Below are 17,903 nucleotides of genomic sequence, written 5' to 3'. Positions count from 1 at the left end.
AGTCCAACGTATTGCGAACCCCGAACAGGTAAAGTAGCCTTGGATCCGATTTCCATCCGGTCATAACAGGGATACCTATGATTAAGCGACTTATAGCTGGCGTTTTCGGCATCATTATTCTGATGCTGGCTGTCGCTATTGGGCTTGATCAGTGGATAAGCTTACGTACCCAGCCCTACATTTATGACGAAGTACAAACCCTGCCGCACCGTCAGGTCGGCGTGGTGCTCGGAACAGCGAAGTATTACCGCACCGGCGTCATTAATCAGTATTACCTGTACCGGATTCAGGGCGCGATTAATGCCTACAACAGCGGCAAGGTAAAATATCTGCTGCTGAGCGGTGACAATGCACAGCAAAGTTATAACGAGCCGAGCACCATGCGCCGCGATCTGATTGCCGCCGGTATTCCCGCCAGCGATATCGTGCTCGACTACGCCGGATTCCGTACGCTCGACTCCATCGTGCGTACCCGTAAAGTCTTCGACACTAACGATTTCATCATTATCACCCAGCGTTTCCACTGCGAACGCGCGCTGTTTATCGCGCTGCACATGGGCATTCAGGCACAATGTTTCGCCGTACCATCGCCAAAAAATATGCTCAGCGTGCGCAGCCGCGAGATCTTCGCCCGCCTCGGCGCGCTGACGGATTTGTATCTGCTTAAACGCGAACCCCGCTTCCTTGGCCCGCTGATCCCTATTCCTGCGGTACACACCATTCCGGACGATGCCCAGGGCTACCCGGCGGTAACACCGGAACAACTGCTGGCATTACAACAGCAACTTGAAGCCGAGAAGAAAGCCGCTATCGCCAAAGCCGCGGCAGATAAGGCAGCAGCGGATAAAGCTGCTGCGGAAAAAGCGGCCGCAGACGAAGCGGCCAGAGTCAAAGCGGAGCAGGAAGCCAATGACGCCGCTCAGGATGAAACCGAGGATGCCGCACCGGCACCGCAACCTGAACCACCGAAACCGGTGGGCAGAAATCCTTTCCAGCAGTAAGAACCGGACTGCGCCTCCCCTTCGAAAGGGTTTGGCCTTTAGCGCCTCACCCTGCGAAAGGGGAGGGAGCAGTCCGGTTCCGAATTTACGACAGCAAAAAGGCCGCGTATGCGGCCTTTTGTTTTTACTGCCCGATCACTTATTTCTTCTTGGCGTATTTCAAAGAGTCCAGCGCCACCGCAAAGATGATGATGCTGCCCTTGATAATGTACTGCCAGTAAGGGTTCACGCCGATGTAGGTCAGGCCGTAGTTGATGACGGTGAAAATCAGCACCCCTGTCACCACCCCTGCCACAGAACCCACACCACCGGCGAATGACACGCCGCCGACCACACAGGCTGCGATGGCATCGAGTTCATACATAAAGCCGAGGTTGTTGGTCGCACTGCCGATACGCCCCGCTTCGAGCAAACCGCCGAACGCGTAGAACACACCAGACAATGCATAAATCATAATCAGGTTTAACGGGACGTTAACGCCGGAAACTTTCGCGGCTTCAGGGTTACCACCGATAGCAAAGATGTTTTTACCGAAGCGGGTTTTGTTCCACAACACCCAGACAAAGGCGATCGCAATCAGCGCGTAGAACGTAATGTAGGAAAGCTTCAGACCACCTAAATGGATAAAGCCTTGTGCAAACTGGGAGAAGCCCGGGTCAAAGCCTGCGACCGGTGAAGAACCAACATAATCGTAATACAGGGAGTTAATCCCGTAGACGATAATCATCGTGCCCAGCGTGGTAATAAACGGCGTTACGTTCAGGTAAGCGATAATAATACCGTTCAGCAAACCAATTAATGCACCAACAATACACACGGTCAGAATAACCAGCGGAATGGGCACCACTTCCAGATTCGGGAATACTTTGTTGACGTTGTCCATCGCCTGCAACATGGTGGCCGCAACAACCGCTGCTAACCCGACCTGACGCCCGGCTGACAGGTCAGTACCCTGGGTGACGATAAGCCCTGCCACGCCCAGTGCGATAATAACGCGCACGGATGACTGAGTCAGAATGTTACTTAAGTTGACGAGACTGAGGAAGCTCGGATCCTGGATGATAATAATGGCCAGTAAGACCAGCAGGACCACATAAATCCCGCCCTCTTTTAAATAAGTGAGCACACTTTTCTTATTTAATGCTTTCATAATAAGAACCCTTAAAAATTAGAGATGCAAGGAAGCCAGGCGTAATATTTCGTTCTGCGAGGTATTTTTAGTTTCAACAATACCCGCAACCTGTCCATTACTCATAACCAATATTCTGTCAGTAATACCCAGCAACTCCGGCATTTCAGAGGAGATAATAATGATCCCCTTCTCTTTTTTCGCCAACTCGGTGATTAACTGGTAAATTTCAAACTTAGCGCCAACATCAATGCCGCGCGTCGGTTCGTCCAGCATTAATATCTCAGGGTTGGTTAATAACCAGCGCCCGATAATAACTTTTTGCTGATTACCGCCCGACAATGAACCAATGCTGGTTTTATGTCCCGGCGTTTTCACCCGCATGGAATCGATAACCCATTGGGTATCGCTTTTCATCCGGGCAGTGTCGAGTAAACCGGCTTTATTTTTATATTGACGAATATTAGAAATCAGCGAGTTAAAGCCGATGTCCAGATATGCATAAATACCGGTGGAACGACGTTCTTCCGTCACCAGTGCAAAACCATGGTTAATGGCTTCATTGGCACTGTGATTATTAATTTTTTTGCCGTGTAATTTAATGGTTCCGGCGACTTTCTCGCGGATACCAAATAACGTCTCGACGATATCTGTACGTTTTGCACCGACTAAACCGGCAATTCCGAGGATTTCCCCTTTGTGTAAATCAAAGGAAATATCACGAATGGAAGGCTGGCGCAGCGAGGTCAGATTACGGACTTCGAGGATAACTTCACCCGGTACGTTCTGGCGGTCAGGGAAACGCTGGCTCAGTGAGCGGCCGACCATCATGGAAATGATTTTATCCATGTCCAGGCCTTCCAGCGGCTGAGTAATAATCCACTGACCGTCGCGCAGAATGGTTATCTCATCGCACAGCTGGAAGATTTCTTCCATCTTATGCGAGATATACACAATGCCGCAGCCACGATCTTTCAGCTTACGGATGATGGTGAACAGATGGTTCACTTCCTTTTCCGTCAGCGAGGACGTCGGTTCGTCCATAATGACGATTTTTGCATTGTAGGAAAACGCCTTAGCGATTTCGATCATCTGCATCTGCGAAACGGACAACTTACCGACCTTGTCGCGCGGGTCGATATCAATATCCAGTTCGTCGAAAATCGCCTTGGTGTCTTTGTACATTTTGTCCTGATCGACAAATAGTCCTTTGGTCGGATAACGTCCCAGCCACATGTTGTCCATGACCGTACGTTGCAACACCAGGTTTAATTCCTGATGGACCATCGACACGCCTTGTTCCAGCGCTTCTTTCGAACTTTTAAAATTAACTTCCTGTCCCTGAAAAAGAATGGTACCGGAATCTTTGCTGTATATCCCGAAAAGGCATTTTAATAATGTGGATTTACCTGCGCCATTTTCACCCATCAGGGCGTGAATAGAATGAGGACGCACTTTTAAATTCACATTATCTAACGCCCTGACGCCAGGAAATGATTTATTGATACCACTCATTTCCAGAAGGAATTCGTCCGGTTTTGATGTTGTGTCAGATAACGTATTATCGGCCATAGTTATACCTGGCTAAAGATAAAAATAAACGGGTGTATTAATACCTGATGTCAGCCCTGCGTATGGCCGGTATACGCACCACACGCAGAGCGACATGACGTCCTGTCAGATAAGCATTAACGTCTAATCATACTTAGTCTTTATTTACGGCTTAACCGCAATTATTTTTGCCACTGCTTAGCTTTGTTTTTTATTGCTGTCTGTCGTTACTGCTGCCGTTGCATTCTTATTTCACGAAGGAAGACAGATTGTCTTTATCCACGGCGACATAAGGAATACGCACGACTTTGTTTTCGATTTTCCAGTTAGTCCCTTCGGCCGCTGGTTTACCGTCAGCCAGATTTCTCGCCAGATCAAACGTGGCTTTCGCCTGGTTGTTTGCATCGTTCAACACGGTACCGGCCATTGCGCCAGATTTCACCAGTGCCAGCGCTTCTGACAGGGCATCCACACCAAATACCGGAATGCTGGTTTTGTTATGGGATTTCAGCGCTTCTACAGCACCCATTGCCATCGCATCGTTGTTGGCGATAACCACTTCGATTTTGTTAGCGTTAGGACCGGATAACCACGCATCCATCTTGTCTTTCGCCTGTGCGGTATCCCACATGGCGGTATCAAGCTGCAGTTGTTGAGTTTTCAGGCCTTCTTTGCCATTCAGGGTGCTGATGACGTACTTAGTACGCGCTTCAGCGTCCGGATGGCCCGGCTCGCCTTTGATCAGCACGTATTGGATCACGCCGTCTTTGTTCAGATCCCAGGCCGGGTTAGCTTTCCAGTGTTTAGCAATCAGCTCACCCTGGATCACGCCGGATTCTTTAGAATCAGTCCCGACATAATAGGCTTTGTCGTAGCTGTCTAAATCTTTACGGGAAGGTTCTTTGTTATAGAAAACGACAGGAATGCCAGCACCGCGGGCTTTTTCAATGATGACCGGGGCAGCAGCCGGGTCAACCAGGTTAATGGCCAACGCTTTAACACCCTTCGCCAGCATAACGTCAACCTGGTCGTTCTGGGTAGACTGGCTGTTTTGCGAGTCATTCATCAGCAGTTGCACATCTGGAGTGGCTTTCGCATCTTTCTCAATGGCTTTACGAACTTCGGACATGAAGTTGTCGTCATATTTGTAGATGGTGACACCGATTTTAGTATCAGCAGCATGTGCGGCAAAACCAAACATCATGCTTGCAGCCAGAGTCGCCAGGGTGAAGACCTTCTTATTCATTTGTATCTCCGGTTATGTAGGGTGTTACAGAATTTGGCACCGGAAATCCCTGCGGGAGCAGTACAGCTCCACGTCACGATTGTGGGTGCCTGCCATCCTTGACTTATAACGTCCTGACTCGCTGTGAAACAAGTCCGGTAAACCGGACCCAAATTGAATCATATTTAAAACGAATGAATCATAATGCGCCCGATGTTAATAAACTGTGAAAGTTCTCACAGATTGAAAACGGTTACATCGCGTTATTTGATCAATAAGTGACGGGTGCCACATTTTGCCAGGGAGCTACCGAGTGGCGTCTGACCAGCGTAGGCATGAAGCAATGCGAAATGCCCGCAGCTAACTGTTCTGCCGCACCTTTTAAAGCCAGTTCAGTGGCAAGCGTCGCCATGGAAACGATCGGATAACGCACAGTGGTCATTTTCGGGCTGGTATAGCGGGCAATCGGAATGTCATCAAAACCGATCAGCGAAAAGTCATCGGGAATGTTAATTCCGTTTTCTTTCAACACGGCCATCGCCCCCGCAGCCATCGAATCGTTGTAGGTGAACACCGCGCTGAGGTGCAGATTACGCCCGAGCAGTTCCACCATTGCCGCTTCTCCACCCTGCAAATCCGGCGAACTTTGCGCCCGCCATGCGGCAGGGGGCGCGTCACCGCTCTGATTTGCCTGCATCATTGCCTGTGAGTAACCCTGATAACGCTGTAAATCATCTTCGATGCCATGACTTGAACCGATATAACCAATGCGCTGGTGCCCCTGAGACAGCAACAGGCGGGTTGCCATTTCCGCGCCACTGACGTTGTTAAGCCAGACACAGCGGTGCTCGTAGCCCGGAATGACACGGTTAATCAGCACCATGCCCGACACCTGATCCATAAATCGCGAAAGCTCGTCATCCCCCAGCGCCTTGGAATGCACAATGAGTGCGTTACAGCGCTGACGAATCAGGACTTCAATGGCGTACCTTTCTTTTTCAGCAATATGATAGCTGTTGCCTATCAGGACGTATTTCTGATGCTGCTGCGCGACGGTATCAACGGCTTTCACCAGCGCGCCAAAGAACGGGTCTGAAACATCCATCACCACCACGCCGATGGTATCGCTGCTTTGCGTCGCCAGTGCCTGCGCATTGGCATTGGGCCGGTATCCCAGCGTGGCGACGGCCTGTAACACCTGCTCGCGCGCTTCTTTGCTGGCAATAGACGGATTGTTCAGAACACGTGACACGGTGGCGACAGAAACCCCCGCCAGCCGGGCGACATCACGAATTGTGACCATGCGTCGCTCCGTGATCAGTCAGGGAATGGTACGGAGGAATACGGAAATTTTTGACCCAGGAGGTAAAGAAACCAGACAAAGAGAAGCGAGGTGAAGTGCGCATGGCGTTTCCTTTTTTAGTGTAGTGGTCATCGGAGAGGCACGACCGCTATCCTAAACATTTTGCGAAAACGCCTGCGTGAATCTCGTCACAGGAAAGAAAACGTTTACATACAAATATGCAACCTTCATCCCAAATCCATCATTTAGGATGATATATCAACGTCAGGTTCAGGCAGCTTTTAGTTCTTCACCCGCTGCTTTCGCCGTCAGTTGACGCCAGAGCCACTCCACCGGCCCCTGGCGGAAATGACGCAACCACAGCAATGTCACCAGCACATTGCACACCCAGACCAGCGGGACCAGTGCGACCAGTTGCAGGCGGTCAAAGTGCTGATAGAAGCCGAAAACATTGAAGAAGGTGATGCAGATGAGCGTCTGTAACAGGTAATTGGTCAGTGCCATGCGGCCAGTCTGCGAAATCCAGTGCGTTATGCGCCAGCGGGAAATCAGCGGCCAGAAGCCGTAGCACAGCGCCAGATAGCTCACCGCCTGCATCAGCGAGCCAATTTCACGCGGCACCTGCAACAGAAAACCGCTCCAGCGGTAGTCCCAGCCGGTACGGTATTGCAGATAAATCGCCGGGATCTGAATCAGCAATGAAAGCGGTAACAGTACGGCTGCGACCTTGCGGTAATGCGAGACGCGAAACGCACCTTTGAGCCATCCGCTGCGCATCAGGCCGGAGCCAATCAGCATGGCGCCCGCCAGTTCCCAGCCGTATTGCGCGCCAATCGCCAGCAAACTGGATGACAGTAAATCGAGCCGGTTGCGGATAGCTTCCCAACCCCCTTTCAGCCGCCAGTATTGTTCATACTGAATTTCCGCCGGTCCCGGAAGCCAGAAACTACCGGGCTTTGGCGAGGTAATAAATCCCAGCATCGCCAGCACGGCCACACCGATCAGATACAAAATGATGCCCGTTGAAATCAGCGACTGACTGCTGCGCCCTTCCCGCACCATCCTCCAGCACACCAGACCAATCAGCCCGTATGACAGCAAAATATCACCGTCCCACATCAGGGTGGCATGAAGAAAACCGCACAGTAATAAAATCGACAGCCGGGCCTGGATCCAGTGTTTGCCGCGCGGCAGCAATAAAAACAGACCGCCGCCGAACAGCATGGCGAACATCATCAGGAATTTGCCTTGCGCCAGCGCGTCGAGCACCGCCCAGGTCCAGGTATCAGAAGCTGAAGGCGTTCCGGCAAATGCCGGATTCAGGTAAGCGGCTTTCGGTAAACCGAAGGCGCTGATATTGAGCAGAAGAATGCCAAAAATGGCGAGACCACGGGCAAAGTCGAGCGTGGCAATACGTGAGCGCACCCTGACATTCCTTTTGAAGATTATTGAGATATTTAAGAATAAGGGAAGAAAATCAGGGTGGCTACCATCCAAGTAAATGAAGTTGCAGCATGGCAGCCAGCGAGAAGAACCCGATGAGCTGACTGATGTCAGTGATTCGGGTCTCCGAACGCAGCGAACACCGCTGCGGCTTTAGTTACGACGGATGGCGGACGGTTCTTAAAAATTCTTGTCGCGTATTCTGGCTGGATTTGAAAAGACCACCGAGCGAAGTCGTCGTCGTTGCGCTGGTCGCGTCACGCACACCACGCGCTTTCACGCAGTAATGCACCGCATCAATGGAAACCGCGACATTGGTGGTGCCGAGCAGGGTTTGCAGGGCAACCAGTATCTGCTGGGTCAGACGCTCCTGAACCTGCGGGCGCTGTGAGAAGAACTGCACGATGCGGTTGATTTTCGACAGGCCGATTACGGTGTCTTTCGGGATATACGCCACAGTCGCTTTGCCGTCGATGGTCACGAAATGGTGTTCGCAGGTGCTGGTCAGGGTGATATCGCGCACGGTGACCATTTCATCCACTTTCATCTTATTTTCGATGACGGTGATTTTCGGGAAGTTGGCGTAATCAAGTCCGGAGAAGATTTCATCCACATACATCTTGGCGATGCGGTGCGGCGTTTCCGCCAGACTGTCATCGGAAAGATCCAGATTGAGAAGCTGCATGATGCCGGTCATATGTTCCTGGATCCGCTGCTTGCGCGTTTCATTGTCGATCGGCAAAGCTTCACGCAGAGGGGTTTCCAGACCACGGGCTAACAGGGCCTCGTGAACCAAAATGGCTTCTTTACTCAGGATTGGCATTCTTTCTTCTCCGGCAGATGTAATCACTTTGACGCAGATCACGCTAAAATGAGGTGGCTTACTGTAGTAGAGAGCCGGTTCAGAATCCAGTGAATGTGCTTCATGATGGATGAAATAGCTGCAACTTATCGTTTATGCCGGAAGACCAGCGCCCCGGCAATAATAAAACCGGCCAGCGCGACATACAGCGCAGGCTCCAGACGATGGGTCAGCGCGGTAGAAATCGCCGACAGAACCGGTCCGAATAACTGGCCAACAGCGTAACCGGTCGTCAGCAACCCGGCCATATAACGGCTGTGATTGGGTGCAAGCTCGCGGCTGTATTGTAAGGCCAATTGCACCACGCTGAGGAAACCACCGCCGGTCAGTAGCGCGCCAAGCACCAGACCACTGACGCCCGGCACCACTTCCGCGCACAAAATCCCCAGCCCCTGAATCCATAGTGTCAGCGCCAGGCGGGTATGCGTAGTCAGACAATGGCGGGTAAGAATACCGATGATGATGCCGATAACCGCAGCGCCGCCAAACACCGGCCAGACAAACTGCGCGAACAGACTGTCAGGAAAACGTGCACTCGCCATCTGAGATAAAAACGTCGCGGGCAGGATATAGCCAAAGCCCGCCAGACTGTAACTCCACACCAGACGTTTCAGCGCAGGCGTCATTATCAGCGGCTCAGTCGCCATGTGCGAACGGTGCAGGTCGCCTTTGCGCGGCAGATTCGGCGTGATAATTGCCACGAAAATCAGCGCCAGCACGCCGTAAACACACCAGGCCTGCGCAGAGGTGAGCTGCAAACTGTGAATACCCACCGCTAGCATGCCGCTGAGGAAAATCCCCGCGCCCGGCCCGGCAAACACCGCGGCACTCATTGCCGGACGGCCATAATGCGCCAGCCGTTCGTTACACCACGCTGATACCATGACCATCGCCCAGCCGCTGGTCCAGCCGATCAGGAAGCGCACAATACTGTGCAGCACTTCGCCGGAAATTACCGCCGACAGCAATGTCAGGATCACGCCGCCCCACACGCCCAGCCACAAACGGCGTTCAAGATGTTTGCTGGCACGCATGCCATCAAACGCGCCACACAGATAACCGAGATAGTTGAACGCGGCGACCAGCCCCGCGCCGGTCAGGCTGAACTGATGTTCAGCTATCATTAAAGGAACCTGCGGCGTAAAGGCAAAACGCCCGATACCCATCGCGACGACAAAAGCCAGAAAACCACTTAGCGCAATACGAAAAGCCATAACTGCTCCGTCAAAAGAAACCGCAATGCAACATATTAGAAACAGTGAGTAAACATACTCAAACCTGTCGCCGAAAACAGCAGATTTCTTAAAAGAAAGTTAATTGGAAGTTGTCGCTATGATGCCTTATGAGTACAATCACGGAAACTGAATAATACAAACCAACTTGTTTACGATTAGAGAACACAGGAACCCATCATGGATCTCACTCAGTTACGGATGTTTTGCTGCGTAGCGGAAACCGGTTCGCTGGCGCGTGCGGCAGAGCAACTGCATCGTGTCCCGTCGAACCTGACCACCCGCCTGCGCCAGCTCGAACTCGAACTGGGCACCGATCTGTTTATCCGCGAGAAGCAACGCATCCGCCTGTCCGCCATGGGCCATAACTTCCTCAACTACGCCGAGCGCATTCTGGCGCTGAGCGACGAAGCGATGAGCATCATGCATGCCGGTGAACCGGCCGGGAATTTCGCGCTGGGGTCGATGGAAAGCACGGCGGCAACACGCCTGCCTTCTTTGCTCGCCGCTTATCATCAGAAGTTTCCGCAAGTGGCGCTGTCGCTGGTGACGGCGACTTCCGGAGAAATCATCGACAGCGTGCGTGCCGGACGTCTCGCCGCAGCCCTGGTTGATGGTCCGATCGATTTTGACGATATCAATGGCTGTATTTCTTTTCGCGAACGCATGGTAGTGATTACCCCGCCGGGCGAGTCGCCGCTGGAAGTGCCTGCGGGTCGCAGCGGCCACACCGTTTTTGCATTCCGCCCCAGTTGTTCCTACCGCCAGCGTTTACAGGGCTGGATCAAACACATGAATGTGCCGGTCGCTAACACCCTGGAGATTCAGTCCTATCATTCCATGATGGCCTGTGTCGCCAGCGGTGCGGGTATCGCCATGATCCCGCGTTCTGTGCTGGAACAGTTGCCCGGCCACGAGCGGGTAGAAATTCACGAAATGCCGGATGAATTCGCCGATACCGCCACCTGGCTTATCTGGCGCCGGGATGCGTTCAGTCCGAATGTCCGGGCGCTGAAAGAACTGATCATCGAACAGAATGACGGGGTGATCCCGTTACTGAAACATCCGCTCGCCGCAGAACACGATCCGGCGTTGCATCCGACTTATTAACTTAAAATCCGAATAAGTAAAAACACCTGACTGGAGCTAAAAAATGCAAATGATCAAAACACGTGCGGCCGTCGCCTGGGGCCCGAATCAACCTCTGTCCATCGAAGAAGTGGATTTGATGCCGCCGCAAAAAGGCGAAGTGCTGGTGCGTATTGTCGCCACCGGTGTTTGTCATACTGATGCTTACACGCTGTCCGGCAAAGATCCGGAAGGTGTTTTCCCGGCGATCCTCGGCCATGAAGGCGGCGGTGTCGTCGAAGCCGTCGGCGAAGGTGTCACCAGCGTGGCCGTGGGCGACCATGTGATCCCGCTGTACACACCGGAATGTGGCGAGTGTAAGTTCTGCAAATCCGGCAAGACCAACCTGTGTCAGGCGATCCGCACCACACAAGGTAAAGGCCTGATGCCGGACGGCACCACCCGTTTCTTTAAAGACGGCAAGCCGATTTTCCATTACATGGGCACTTCGACCTTCTCCGAATACACTGTGGTGCCTGAAATCTCCCTGGCGAAAATCAATAAAGAAGCGCCGCTGGAAGAAGTGTGTCTGCTCGGTTGTGGCGTGACCACCGGGATGGGCGCGGTCATCAACACCGCTAAAGTGAAAAAAGGCGACACCGTGGCGATCTTCGGTCTCGGCGGGATTGGTCTTTCTGCGATTATCGGCGCGGTGATGGCTGGCGCAGGCCGCATCATCGGTATCGATCTGAACACCAGCAAATTCGATCTGGCGCGTAAACTCGGCGCAACCGATCTGATCAATCCGAAAGATTTCGACAAGCCGATTCAGGACGTTATCGTCGAAATGACCGACGGCGGCGTGGACTTCTCCTTCGAATGTATCGGTAACGTCAATGTGATGCGTTCCGCACTGGAATGCTGCCACAAAGGCTGGGGCGAATCTGTCATCATCGGCGTGGCCGGTGCAGGCGAAGAAATCTCCACCCGCCCCTTCCAGTTGGTGACAGGCCGCGTATGGCGTGGTTCTGCTTTCGGCGGTGTGAAAGGTCGCAGCCAGTTGCCGGGCCTTGTGCAACGTTATCTGGACGGTGAATTCGCCCTGAACGATTTCATTACCCACACCCTGCCGCTGGAAGAAATCAACCAAGCCTTTGACCTGATGCACGAAGGGAAATCTATCCGTACGGTTATTCATTTTAATAAGTAAGGAATGTGTCAATGAGCAGCTCGATTGAACTACTCGAAGAACACCGGATGTTTGGCGGCTGGCAGCAGCGCTACCGCCATACCTCTGAGAGCCTGAATTGCAGCATGACGTTCAGCATTTATCTGCCTCCGGCGCAACACGACGCGCCGCCGCCGGTGCTGTACTGGCTGTCGGGCCTGACCTGTAATGATGAAAACTTCACGATCAAAGCCGGGGCGCAGCGCGTCGCGGCAGAACTCGGTGTGATTCTGGTGATGCCGGATACCAGCCCGCGCGGTGAAGGTGTCGCCAACGACGACGGTTACGATCTCGGTCAGGGCGCCGGTTTTTACCTGAATGCCACGCAGGCGCCATGGGCAGCGCATTACCGGATGTACGATTACCTGCTTGATGAACTGCCTGCGCTGATCAGCGACCATTTCAAGGTCAGCGAACGTCAGTCGATTTTCGGCCACTCAATGGGCGGCCACGGTGCGCTGATGCTGGCGCTGCGTAATCCGCAGCGTTTCTGTTCGGTGTCAGCGTTTGCGCCCATCGTGAATCCGGCTCAGGTGCCGTGGGGACGTAAAGCGTTCAGCGCGTATCTGGGGGATGACGAAAGTCAGTGGCTACAATACGACAGTTGCCACCTGCTGAGTTCATTGCCAGCGGATCAAAAACCGTTCCCGATTTTAGTCGATCAGGGCGATAGCGATCAGTTCCTGGCGGATCAGCTACAACCGGCAAAACTGGCGGAGATCGCCCGACAACGCGGCTGGCCGTTACAACTGCGGGTTCAGCCGGGGTACGATCACAGTTACTTTACGATTGCGTCATTTGTGGAAGATCACCTGAAATTCCATGCGGAGTTTTTGCACTCCCCTTCATGAGTGCAGGTTCCTAAAAATAGAAGCCATCTGCTTCTCCCCTGCGAAGGGGGAGAAGCAAAAATCTCAATTCTTCAATTTCGGATCCAACGCATCCCGTAATCCATCCCCCAGCAAATTAAACGCCAGTACGGTCAGAAAGATTGCCAGGCTCGGGAATATGGCGACGTGCGGTGCCATCACCATGTCGGCGCGGGCTTCGTTGAGCATCGCTCCCCACTCCGGCGTTGGCGGCTGTGCGCCCATGCCCAGGAACGACAGACTGGCGGCGGTGATGATCGAGGTACCAATACGCATGGTGAAATACACCACTATCGATGACAACGTGCCCGGCAGGATGTGGCGGAATAAAATCGTGGCGTCAGAGGCGCCAATGCTGCGCGCCGATTCAATATAGGTTTGCTGTTTGAGTACCAGCGTGTTGCCGCGCACCAGTCGCGCAAAGGCAGGAATGCTGAAAATCGCCACGGCAATAATCACGTTCGACATGCCATTGCCCATCACCGCCACGACGGCAATCGCCAGCAAAATACCGGGGAAAGCAAACAGGACGTCACAGACGCGCATAGTGATGCGATCCCACCAGCCTTCGTAATATCCCGCCAGCAAGCCGAATACCGTGCCGATTGCCGCGCCGAGCACCACAGAAAGGACACCAGCCGTCAGTGAAATCCGCGTCCCCATCAGAATACGGCTGAAAATATCACGCCCCAGCGAATCCACACCCAGCCAGTGGATCAGCGACGGGCCTTCGTTCAGACGGTCGTAATCAAAATAATTTTCCGGGTCAAAGGGCACCAGCCACGGCGCAAGAATGGCCGCAGCAATCAGCAGCAGGATAAAAACTCCCGCAATCATCGCAATGTGCTGCCGTCGAAAACGACGCCAGAACGCTTTCCACGGTGTCCTTCCCGCCTGTGGTTGCACAGTTCCCGGCGTGATTACCGGTAAACCCGCGAGTACGGCATTTCGCCGCCAGTTTTTCATGCGCTTACTCACTTGTATCGGATGGAAGGGTTGATGACGGCGTACAGCATGTCCACCAGCAGATTGATGAGGATAAATTCCAGCGAGAACAACAGCACTTCTGCCTGAATCACCGGATAATCGCGCATCTCAACCGAATCGACCAGCAACCGCCCTAACCCCGGCCAGTTGAACACTTTTTCCACAACAATCGAACCGCCGAGCAGGAAGCCAAATTGCAGTCCCATCATGGTCACGACGGGGATCATCGCGTTACGCAGGCCATGTTTGACCACGACCACCGCTTCGTGCACGCCTTTGGCACGCGCAGTACGCATATAATCTTCCTGCATCACTTCGACAAAAGAGGCGCGGGTAAAGCGGGCCATGATCGCCGCCACCGCTGCACCGAGTGTGACAGAAGGGAGAATATAGTGCTGCCAGCTGTCAGCGCCCACCGTCGGCAACCAGCCCAGTTCAACAGAAAAGATTTGCATCAGCAGCATGCCCAGCGCGAAGGCCGGGAAGGAAATACCGGAAACGGCGAGCGCCATGCCCAGTCTGTCCGGCCAGCGGCTACGCCACACGGCGGATACCACGCCAATCACCAGCCCGAAAATCACCGACCACACCATGCTGGTCAGCGTCAGCCAAAAGGTCGGCATAAAGCGCGAACTGATTTCATCAATGACCGGGCGTTTTGAGACCATTGAGTGGCCGAAATCACCGGTCAGCGCATTGCCAAAGAAAGTGAAGAATTGCTGATAAAGCGGTTTATCCAGCCCCAAATCCTGACGCACCAGCGCCACTACGCTGGCATCGGCATCCTGCCCGGCCATCAGCCGCGCCGGATCGCCCGGCAGCAGATGCACAAATAAAAACACCAGCACGGCCACAATCAGCAGTGTCGGGATCAGTCCGAGTAATCGTTTTAAAAAATAATTAAGCATGATTCGCTGTCTGTGATTTCACGGTAGACATCCATGTTCCGGACCCGGAACACACGAGTTCAGGGCACGCACGCTGTGCGCCACGCGCCCTGAAAGCCTCACCGCCTGTTATTTCACATCTGCATCATCAAAACTGAACGCCGTATCGGGCATCACATAGAAGCCGGTCAGACGTTTGTTTTTGGCTGAAACCAGACGTTCAGTGACCAGGAACGCCCACGGCGCATCGCTCCAGATTTGCTTCTGGGCATCAGCGTACAGTTTAGCTTTCTCAGCTTTGTCAGTCGTTTTCAGCGCATCGGTCAAATCTTTATCCACCTGCGCATTGCTGTAGAACGCGGTATTGAACTGCTTCGGTGGCGCGGCCTGTGTGGAGAACAGCGGAGACAACGCCCAGTCTGCTTCACCGGTAGACGCCGACCAGCCGGTGTAGAACATGCGGATGCCCGCCTCTTTCTGCCCCACATTCTCAACCTGCGCAGCACGCTGTGCGGCGTCCATGGCGGTAACCGTCACCTTGATACCGACCTGTGCCAGTTGTTGCTGGGTGAACTGCAACACTTTTTGCGCGGTACTGTTGTTGTGTGAGGACCACAGCGTAGTGGTGAAACCATCCGGGTAACCGGCTTCTTTCAGCAATGCTTTGGCTTTTGCCGGATCATACGGCCACGGTTTAAATTTCGCGGCGTATTCGATGCCCTGCGGCAATGGCCCTTCAGACGGCACAGCATAACCGGCAAACGCCACTTTGATCAGCGCCTGCTTGTTAATCGCGTAGTTAATCGCCTCACGCACTTTCACATTATCGAACGGTTTTTGCGTGACATTGAAACTGATGTAGCGATGCAGAATCGACGGCGCCGTCACCAGATCCAGTTTGGCATTTTTCTCCAATAAGGCTGCCTGTTCGTAAGGCACCGGGAACGCCAGATCCGCTTCGCCGGTTTGCAGCATGGCTGCCCGGGTGTTGTTATCTGCCACCGGACGCCAGGTAATGGTATCGAGTTTCGGCTCACCTTTTTTCCAGTAACCGTCGAACTTCTTCACTTTCACAAAGTCAGTCTGGTTCCATTGTTCAAGCGTATACGGGCCGGTACCGACCGGATGGAAACCGATGTCTTTGCCGTATTTGGTCAGCGCCGCCGGGGAAATAATCACCGCAGACGGGTGCGCCAGAATGTTGATAAAGGCGGAGAACGGCGCTTTCAGCGTGATTTTCACCGTGGTGTCATCAACGGCTTCAGTGCTGGCGATATTTTTAAACAGGTTATAACGCTTGAGGTGACTGTCCGGGTTACTGGCGCGATCAAAGTTGACCTTCACGGCCGCCGCATTGAAATCGGTGCCGTCCTGGAATTTGATGCCCGGATGCAGTTTGATGGTGTAAACCAGACCGTCTTTACTGACGGTATAGCTGTCCGCCAGAACGTTTTCCAGTTTCATATCTTTATCAAAGCCAAACAGACCCTGATAGAAAGATTTGGCGACCGCCTGCGATAAGGTGTCGTTAGCGTCATACGGATCAAGCGAGGTGAAGTTAGAACCTACGGCGATAACCACGTCTTTTGCCGCCCATGCAGAAGCCGACGCCAGCGAACCGAAAACAGCGGCAGCGAGCACGGCCTGACGGACAACGTTCTTACCTTTAGATTTCTGCTGATTCATGTCAGTTCCTTTTCCTGTCTTACCCGTTTGTCTTACTAAGAATTGACGACTCAAAATAAGCCGCCACAAAAATCAGTAAATACCCGCAATCGTATGTCTGGCGACGAAATGGCCTTCGCCCACCTTCACCAATGGCATCACCACCGGGTCATCGTGCAGCCCGCGGATCGGACTGGGGATTTCATCCACCAGCAGCGCCTGGTCTTTTCGCTTGTGCGCCGGATCGGCGACCGGTACAGCCGCCATCAGTTTGCGGGTATACGCATGTTGCGGTGTTTCAAATACCGCACGGCGCGAGCCGATTTCCACTATCTGCCCGAGATACATCACCGCCACGCGGTGGCTGATGCGTTCAACAACGGCCATATCGTGAGAAATAAACAAAAATGCCAGACCAAACTCTTTCTGCAAATCCATCAGCAGATTGATGATTTGCGCGCGGATAGACACATCCAGCGCCGAAACCGATTCATCGGCAATCACCACTTTTGGATTAAGGGCCAGCGCACGCGCAATGCAAATTCGCTGCCGCTGGCCGCCGGAAAACTCATGAGGATAGCGCTGCGCGTGTTCCGGCAGCAGTCCGACTTTTTCCAGCAACCACGCCACACGGGCTTCGGCTTCTGCGCCTTTTGCCAGATTGTGAACCAGCAGCGGTTCCATAATGGAATATCCTACCGTCAGGCGCGGATCGAGCGAGGCGTAGGGATCCTGAAAAATAAACTGGATATCACGGCGCAGATGTTGCAGTTCACTGCCGCCGATATCAGTCAGCGTCTGGCCGTTAAAGGTGATGGTGCCCCCCTGACTCTTCACCAGTTTTAGCAGCGAACGGCCGGTGGTGGATTTACCACAGCCTGACTCCCCCACCAGCGCCAGCGTTTCACCGGGATGCAAATCAAAACTGACTTTTTCCACGGCATGAACCCGGCGGGTCACGCGATTGAAAATGCCGCTGCGCAGGTCGAACCGCGTAACCAGATCACGCACCTGTAATATCGGGGGCATGCCTGGCGTCAGGGTGTTTTGAATCAGTTCCGGATCGCTTTCCTGTTGTGTGGGTGCCGGGAAGCGTGCGGGCAGCGGTTTACCCGCCATCGAGCCGAGTTTTGGCACCGCCGCCAGCAACGTCTGGGTATAAGGCGCCTGCGGAGAACGGAATATCGCGTTCACTTCCCCCGTTTCCACACTGTTGCCCTGATGCATCACCAGCACACGATCAGCAATTTCAGCCACCACCCCCATGTCATGCGTGATAAAAAATCACCCCCCATCTGCATCTCTTTTTGCAGCACCCGGATCAGTTGCAGAACTTTGCGCCTGAATGGTGACATCCAGCGCCGTGGTCGGTTCGTCGGCAATCAGCAACGCAGGTTTACAGGACGAGTGCCACCGCAATCATCACCCGCTGGCGCATACCGCCGGAAAGCTG

General features: G+C 53.4%; 14 protein-coding genes and 1 pseudogene. 4 read left to right on the top strand and 11 right to left on the bottom strand.

Annotation, left to right across the window (positions count from 1 at the left end; all coding sequences use genetic code 11):
• Positions 1 to 77 precede the first annotated feature (77 nt).
• Positions 78 to 1,001 carry an outer membrane permeability protein SanA gene (gene sanA, locus UC14_RS15345; RefSeq protein ID WP_013574748.1) on the top strand — a complete coding sequence of 308 codons (924 nt, stop codon included), beginning with the start codon at positions 78 to 80 and terminating at the stop codon, positions 999 to 1,001.
• Between the two features lie 139 nt (positions 1,002 to 1,140).
• On the opposite strand, the gene mglC is transcribed toward sanA, so the two are convergent.
• From mglC to UC14_RS15310, 7 genes are all read right to left on the bottom strand, one after another.
• Positions 1,141 to 2,151: a galactose/methyl galactoside ABC transporter permease MglC gene (gene mglC, locus UC14_RS15340; protein WP_013574747.1), complete on the bottom strand. Its 1,011-nt coding sequence runs from the start codon at positions 2,149 to 2,151 to the stop codon at positions 1,141 to 1,143.
• Positions 2,152 to 2,169: 18 nt separating this feature from the next.
• Positions 2,170 to 3,702, bottom strand: coding sequence for a galactose/methyl galactoside ABC transporter ATP-binding protein MglA (mglA, locus tag UC14_RS15335; RefSeq protein ID WP_112151158.1), 1,533 nt, complete (start codon positions 3,700 to 3,702; stop codon positions 2,170 to 2,172).
• Positions 3,703 to 3,928: 226 nt separating this feature from the next.
• A complete protein-coding gene (gene mglB, locus UC14_RS15330; protein ID WP_013574745.1) occupies positions 3,929 to 4,927 on the bottom strand; it encodes a galactose/glucose ABC transporter substrate-binding protein MglB in 999 nt (332 codons plus the stop codon).
• 250 nt (positions 4,928 to 5,177) lie between these two features.
• Positions 5,178 to 6,209 (bottom strand): HTH-type transcriptional regulator GalS, encoded by a 1,032-nt coding sequence (gene galS / locus UC14_RS15325; protein ID WP_013574744.1) that lies wholly within the window; start codon positions 6,207 to 6,209, stop codon positions 5,178 to 5,180.
• A 270-nt stretch (positions 6,210 to 6,479) separates the two neighbouring features.
• Positions 6,480 to 7,634, bottom strand: a complete 1,155-nt coding sequence (yeiB, locus tag UC14_RS15320) for a DUF418 domain-containing protein YeiB (RefSeq protein ID WP_015689565.1) — start codon at positions 7,632 to 7,634, stop codon at positions 6,480 to 6,482.
• A gap of 175 nt (positions 7,635 to 7,809) precedes the next feature.
• Positions 7,810 to 8,475 carry a GTP cyclohydrolase I FolE gene (gene folE, locus UC14_RS15315; protein WP_013574741.1) on the bottom strand — a complete coding sequence of 222 codons (666 nt, stop codon included), beginning with the start codon at positions 8,473 to 8,475 and terminating at the stop codon, positions 7,810 to 7,812.
• Positions 8,476 to 8,600: 125 nt separating this feature from the next.
• The gene (locus tag UC14_RS15310; protein ID WP_112198005.1) at positions 8,601 to 9,728 is read right to left on the bottom strand and encodes a YbfB/YjiJ family MFS transporter; all 1,128 of its coding nucleotides are present in this window, start codon (positions 9,726 to 9,728) and stop codon (positions 8,601 to 8,603) included.
• A gap of 198 nt (positions 9,729 to 9,926) precedes the next feature.
• Here UC14_RS15310 and UC14_RS15305 point away from each other — a divergent pair, with 198 nt between their 5' ends.
• Genes UC14_RS15305 through fghA form a run of 3 tightly spaced genes read left to right on the top strand, consistent with a single transcriptional unit; the run spans position 9,927 to position 12,893 of the window.
• Positions 9,927 to 10,856: a LysR family transcriptional regulator gene (locus UC14_RS15305; RefSeq protein ID WP_013574739.1), complete on the top strand. Its 930-nt coding sequence runs from the start codon at positions 9,927 to 9,929 to the stop codon at positions 10,854 to 10,856.
• A gap of 43 nt (positions 10,857 to 10,899) precedes the next feature.
• On the top strand, positions 10,900 to 12,024 hold the full coding sequence (locus UC14_RS15300; RefSeq protein WP_013574738.1) for an S-(hydroxymethyl)glutathione dehydrogenase/class III alcohol dehydrogenase: 1,125 nt from the start codon (positions 10,900 to 10,902) through the stop codon (positions 12,022 to 12,024).
• Positions 12,025 to 12,035: 11 nt separating this feature from the next.
• Positions 12,036 to 12,893: an S-formylglutathione hydrolase gene (gene fghA, locus UC14_RS15295; RefSeq protein WP_013574737.1), complete on the top strand. Its 858-nt coding sequence runs from the start codon at positions 12,036 to 12,038 to the stop codon at positions 12,891 to 12,893.
• Between the two features lie 63 nt (positions 12,894 to 12,956).
• Here the strand turns inward: fghA and gsiD are convergent, their stop codons facing one another.
• The 4 genes and pseudogenes from gsiD to UC14_RS15275 form a co-directional block, all read right to left on the bottom strand.
• A complete protein-coding gene (gene gsiD, locus UC14_RS15290; protein ID WP_037036082.1) occupies positions 12,957 to 13,877 on the bottom strand; it encodes a glutathione ABC transporter permease GsiD in 921 nt (306 codons plus the stop codon).
• A gap of 8 nt (positions 13,878 to 13,885) precedes the next feature.
• Positions 13,886 to 14,806 carry a glutathione ABC transporter permease GsiC gene (gsiC, locus tag UC14_RS15285; protein ID WP_112198004.1) on the bottom strand — a complete coding sequence of 307 codons (921 nt, stop codon included), beginning with the start codon at positions 14,804 to 14,806 and terminating at the stop codon, positions 13,886 to 13,888.
• A gap of 108 nt (positions 14,807 to 14,914) precedes the next feature.
• Positions 14,915 to 16,471, bottom strand: coding sequence for a glutathione ABC transporter substrate-binding protein GsiB (gene gsiB, locus UC14_RS15280; RefSeq protein ID WP_112198003.1), 1,557 nt, complete (start codon positions 16,469 to 16,471; stop codon positions 14,915 to 14,917).
• A gap of 72 nt (positions 16,472 to 16,543) precedes the next feature.
• A pseudogene (locus tag UC14_RS15275) lies at positions 16,544 to 17,903 on the bottom strand (dipeptide ABC transporter ATP-binding protein); the annotation flags it as partial.

The sequence above is a fragment of the Rahnella sp. NRRL B-41462 genome, assembly GCF_003263525.1.
GTDB classification, from domain to species: Bacteria; Pseudomonadota; Gammaproteobacteria; order Enterobacterales; family Enterobacteriaceae; genus Rahnella; species Rahnella aceris.
The sequence above is the reverse complement of the archived record's forward strand: the minus strand, read 5'-3'. Positions and strand labels throughout refer to the sequence as shown.

Coding starts and splice junctions, on each gene's coding strand:
- mglA (WP_112151158.1), bottom strand. CDS start 3,702: ATGGCCGATAATACGTTATCTGACACAACATCAAAACCGGACGAATTC.
- UC14_RS15300 (WP_013574738.1), top strand. CDS start 10,900: ATGCAAATGATCAAAACACGTGCGGCCGTCGCCTGGGGCCCGAATCAA.
- mglC (WP_013574747.1), bottom strand. CDS start 2,151: ATGAAAGCATTAAATAAGAAAAGTGTGCTCACTTATTTAAAAGAGGGC.
- mglB (WP_013574745.1), bottom strand. CDS start 4,927: ATGAATAAGAAGGTCTTCACCCTGGCGACTCTGGCTGCAAGCATGATG.
- gsiC (WP_112198004.1), bottom strand. CDS start 14,806: ATGCTTAATTATTTTTTAAAACGATTACTCGGACTGATCCCGACACTG.
- UC14_RS15310 (WP_112198005.1), bottom strand. CDS start 9,728: ATGGCTTTTCGTATTGCGCTAAGTGGTTTTCTGGCTTTTGTCGTCGCG.
- UC14_RS15305 (WP_013574739.1), top strand. CDS start 9,927: ATGGATCTCACTCAGTTACGGATGTTTTGCTGCGTAGCGGAAACCGGT.
- galS (WP_013574744.1), bottom strand. CDS start 6,209: ATGGTCACAATTCGTGATGTCGCCCGGCTGGCGGGGGTTTCTGTCGCC.
- gsiB (WP_112198003.1), bottom strand. CDS start 16,471: ATGAATCAGCAGAAATCTAAAGGTAAGAACGTTGTCCGTCAGGCCGTG.
- gsiD (WP_037036082.1), bottom strand. CDS start 13,877: ATGAAAAACTGGCGGCGAAATGCCGTACTCGCGGGTTTACCGGTAATC.
- folE (WP_013574741.1), bottom strand. CDS start 8,475: ATGCCAATCCTGAGTAAAGAAGCCATTTTGGTTCACGAGGCCCTGTTA.
- sanA (WP_013574748.1), top strand. CDS start 78: ATGATTAAGCGACTTATAGCTGGCGTTTTCGGCATCATTATTCTGATG.
- fghA (WP_013574737.1), top strand. CDS start 12,036: ATGAGCAGCTCGATTGAACTACTCGAAGAACACCGGATGTTTGGCGGC.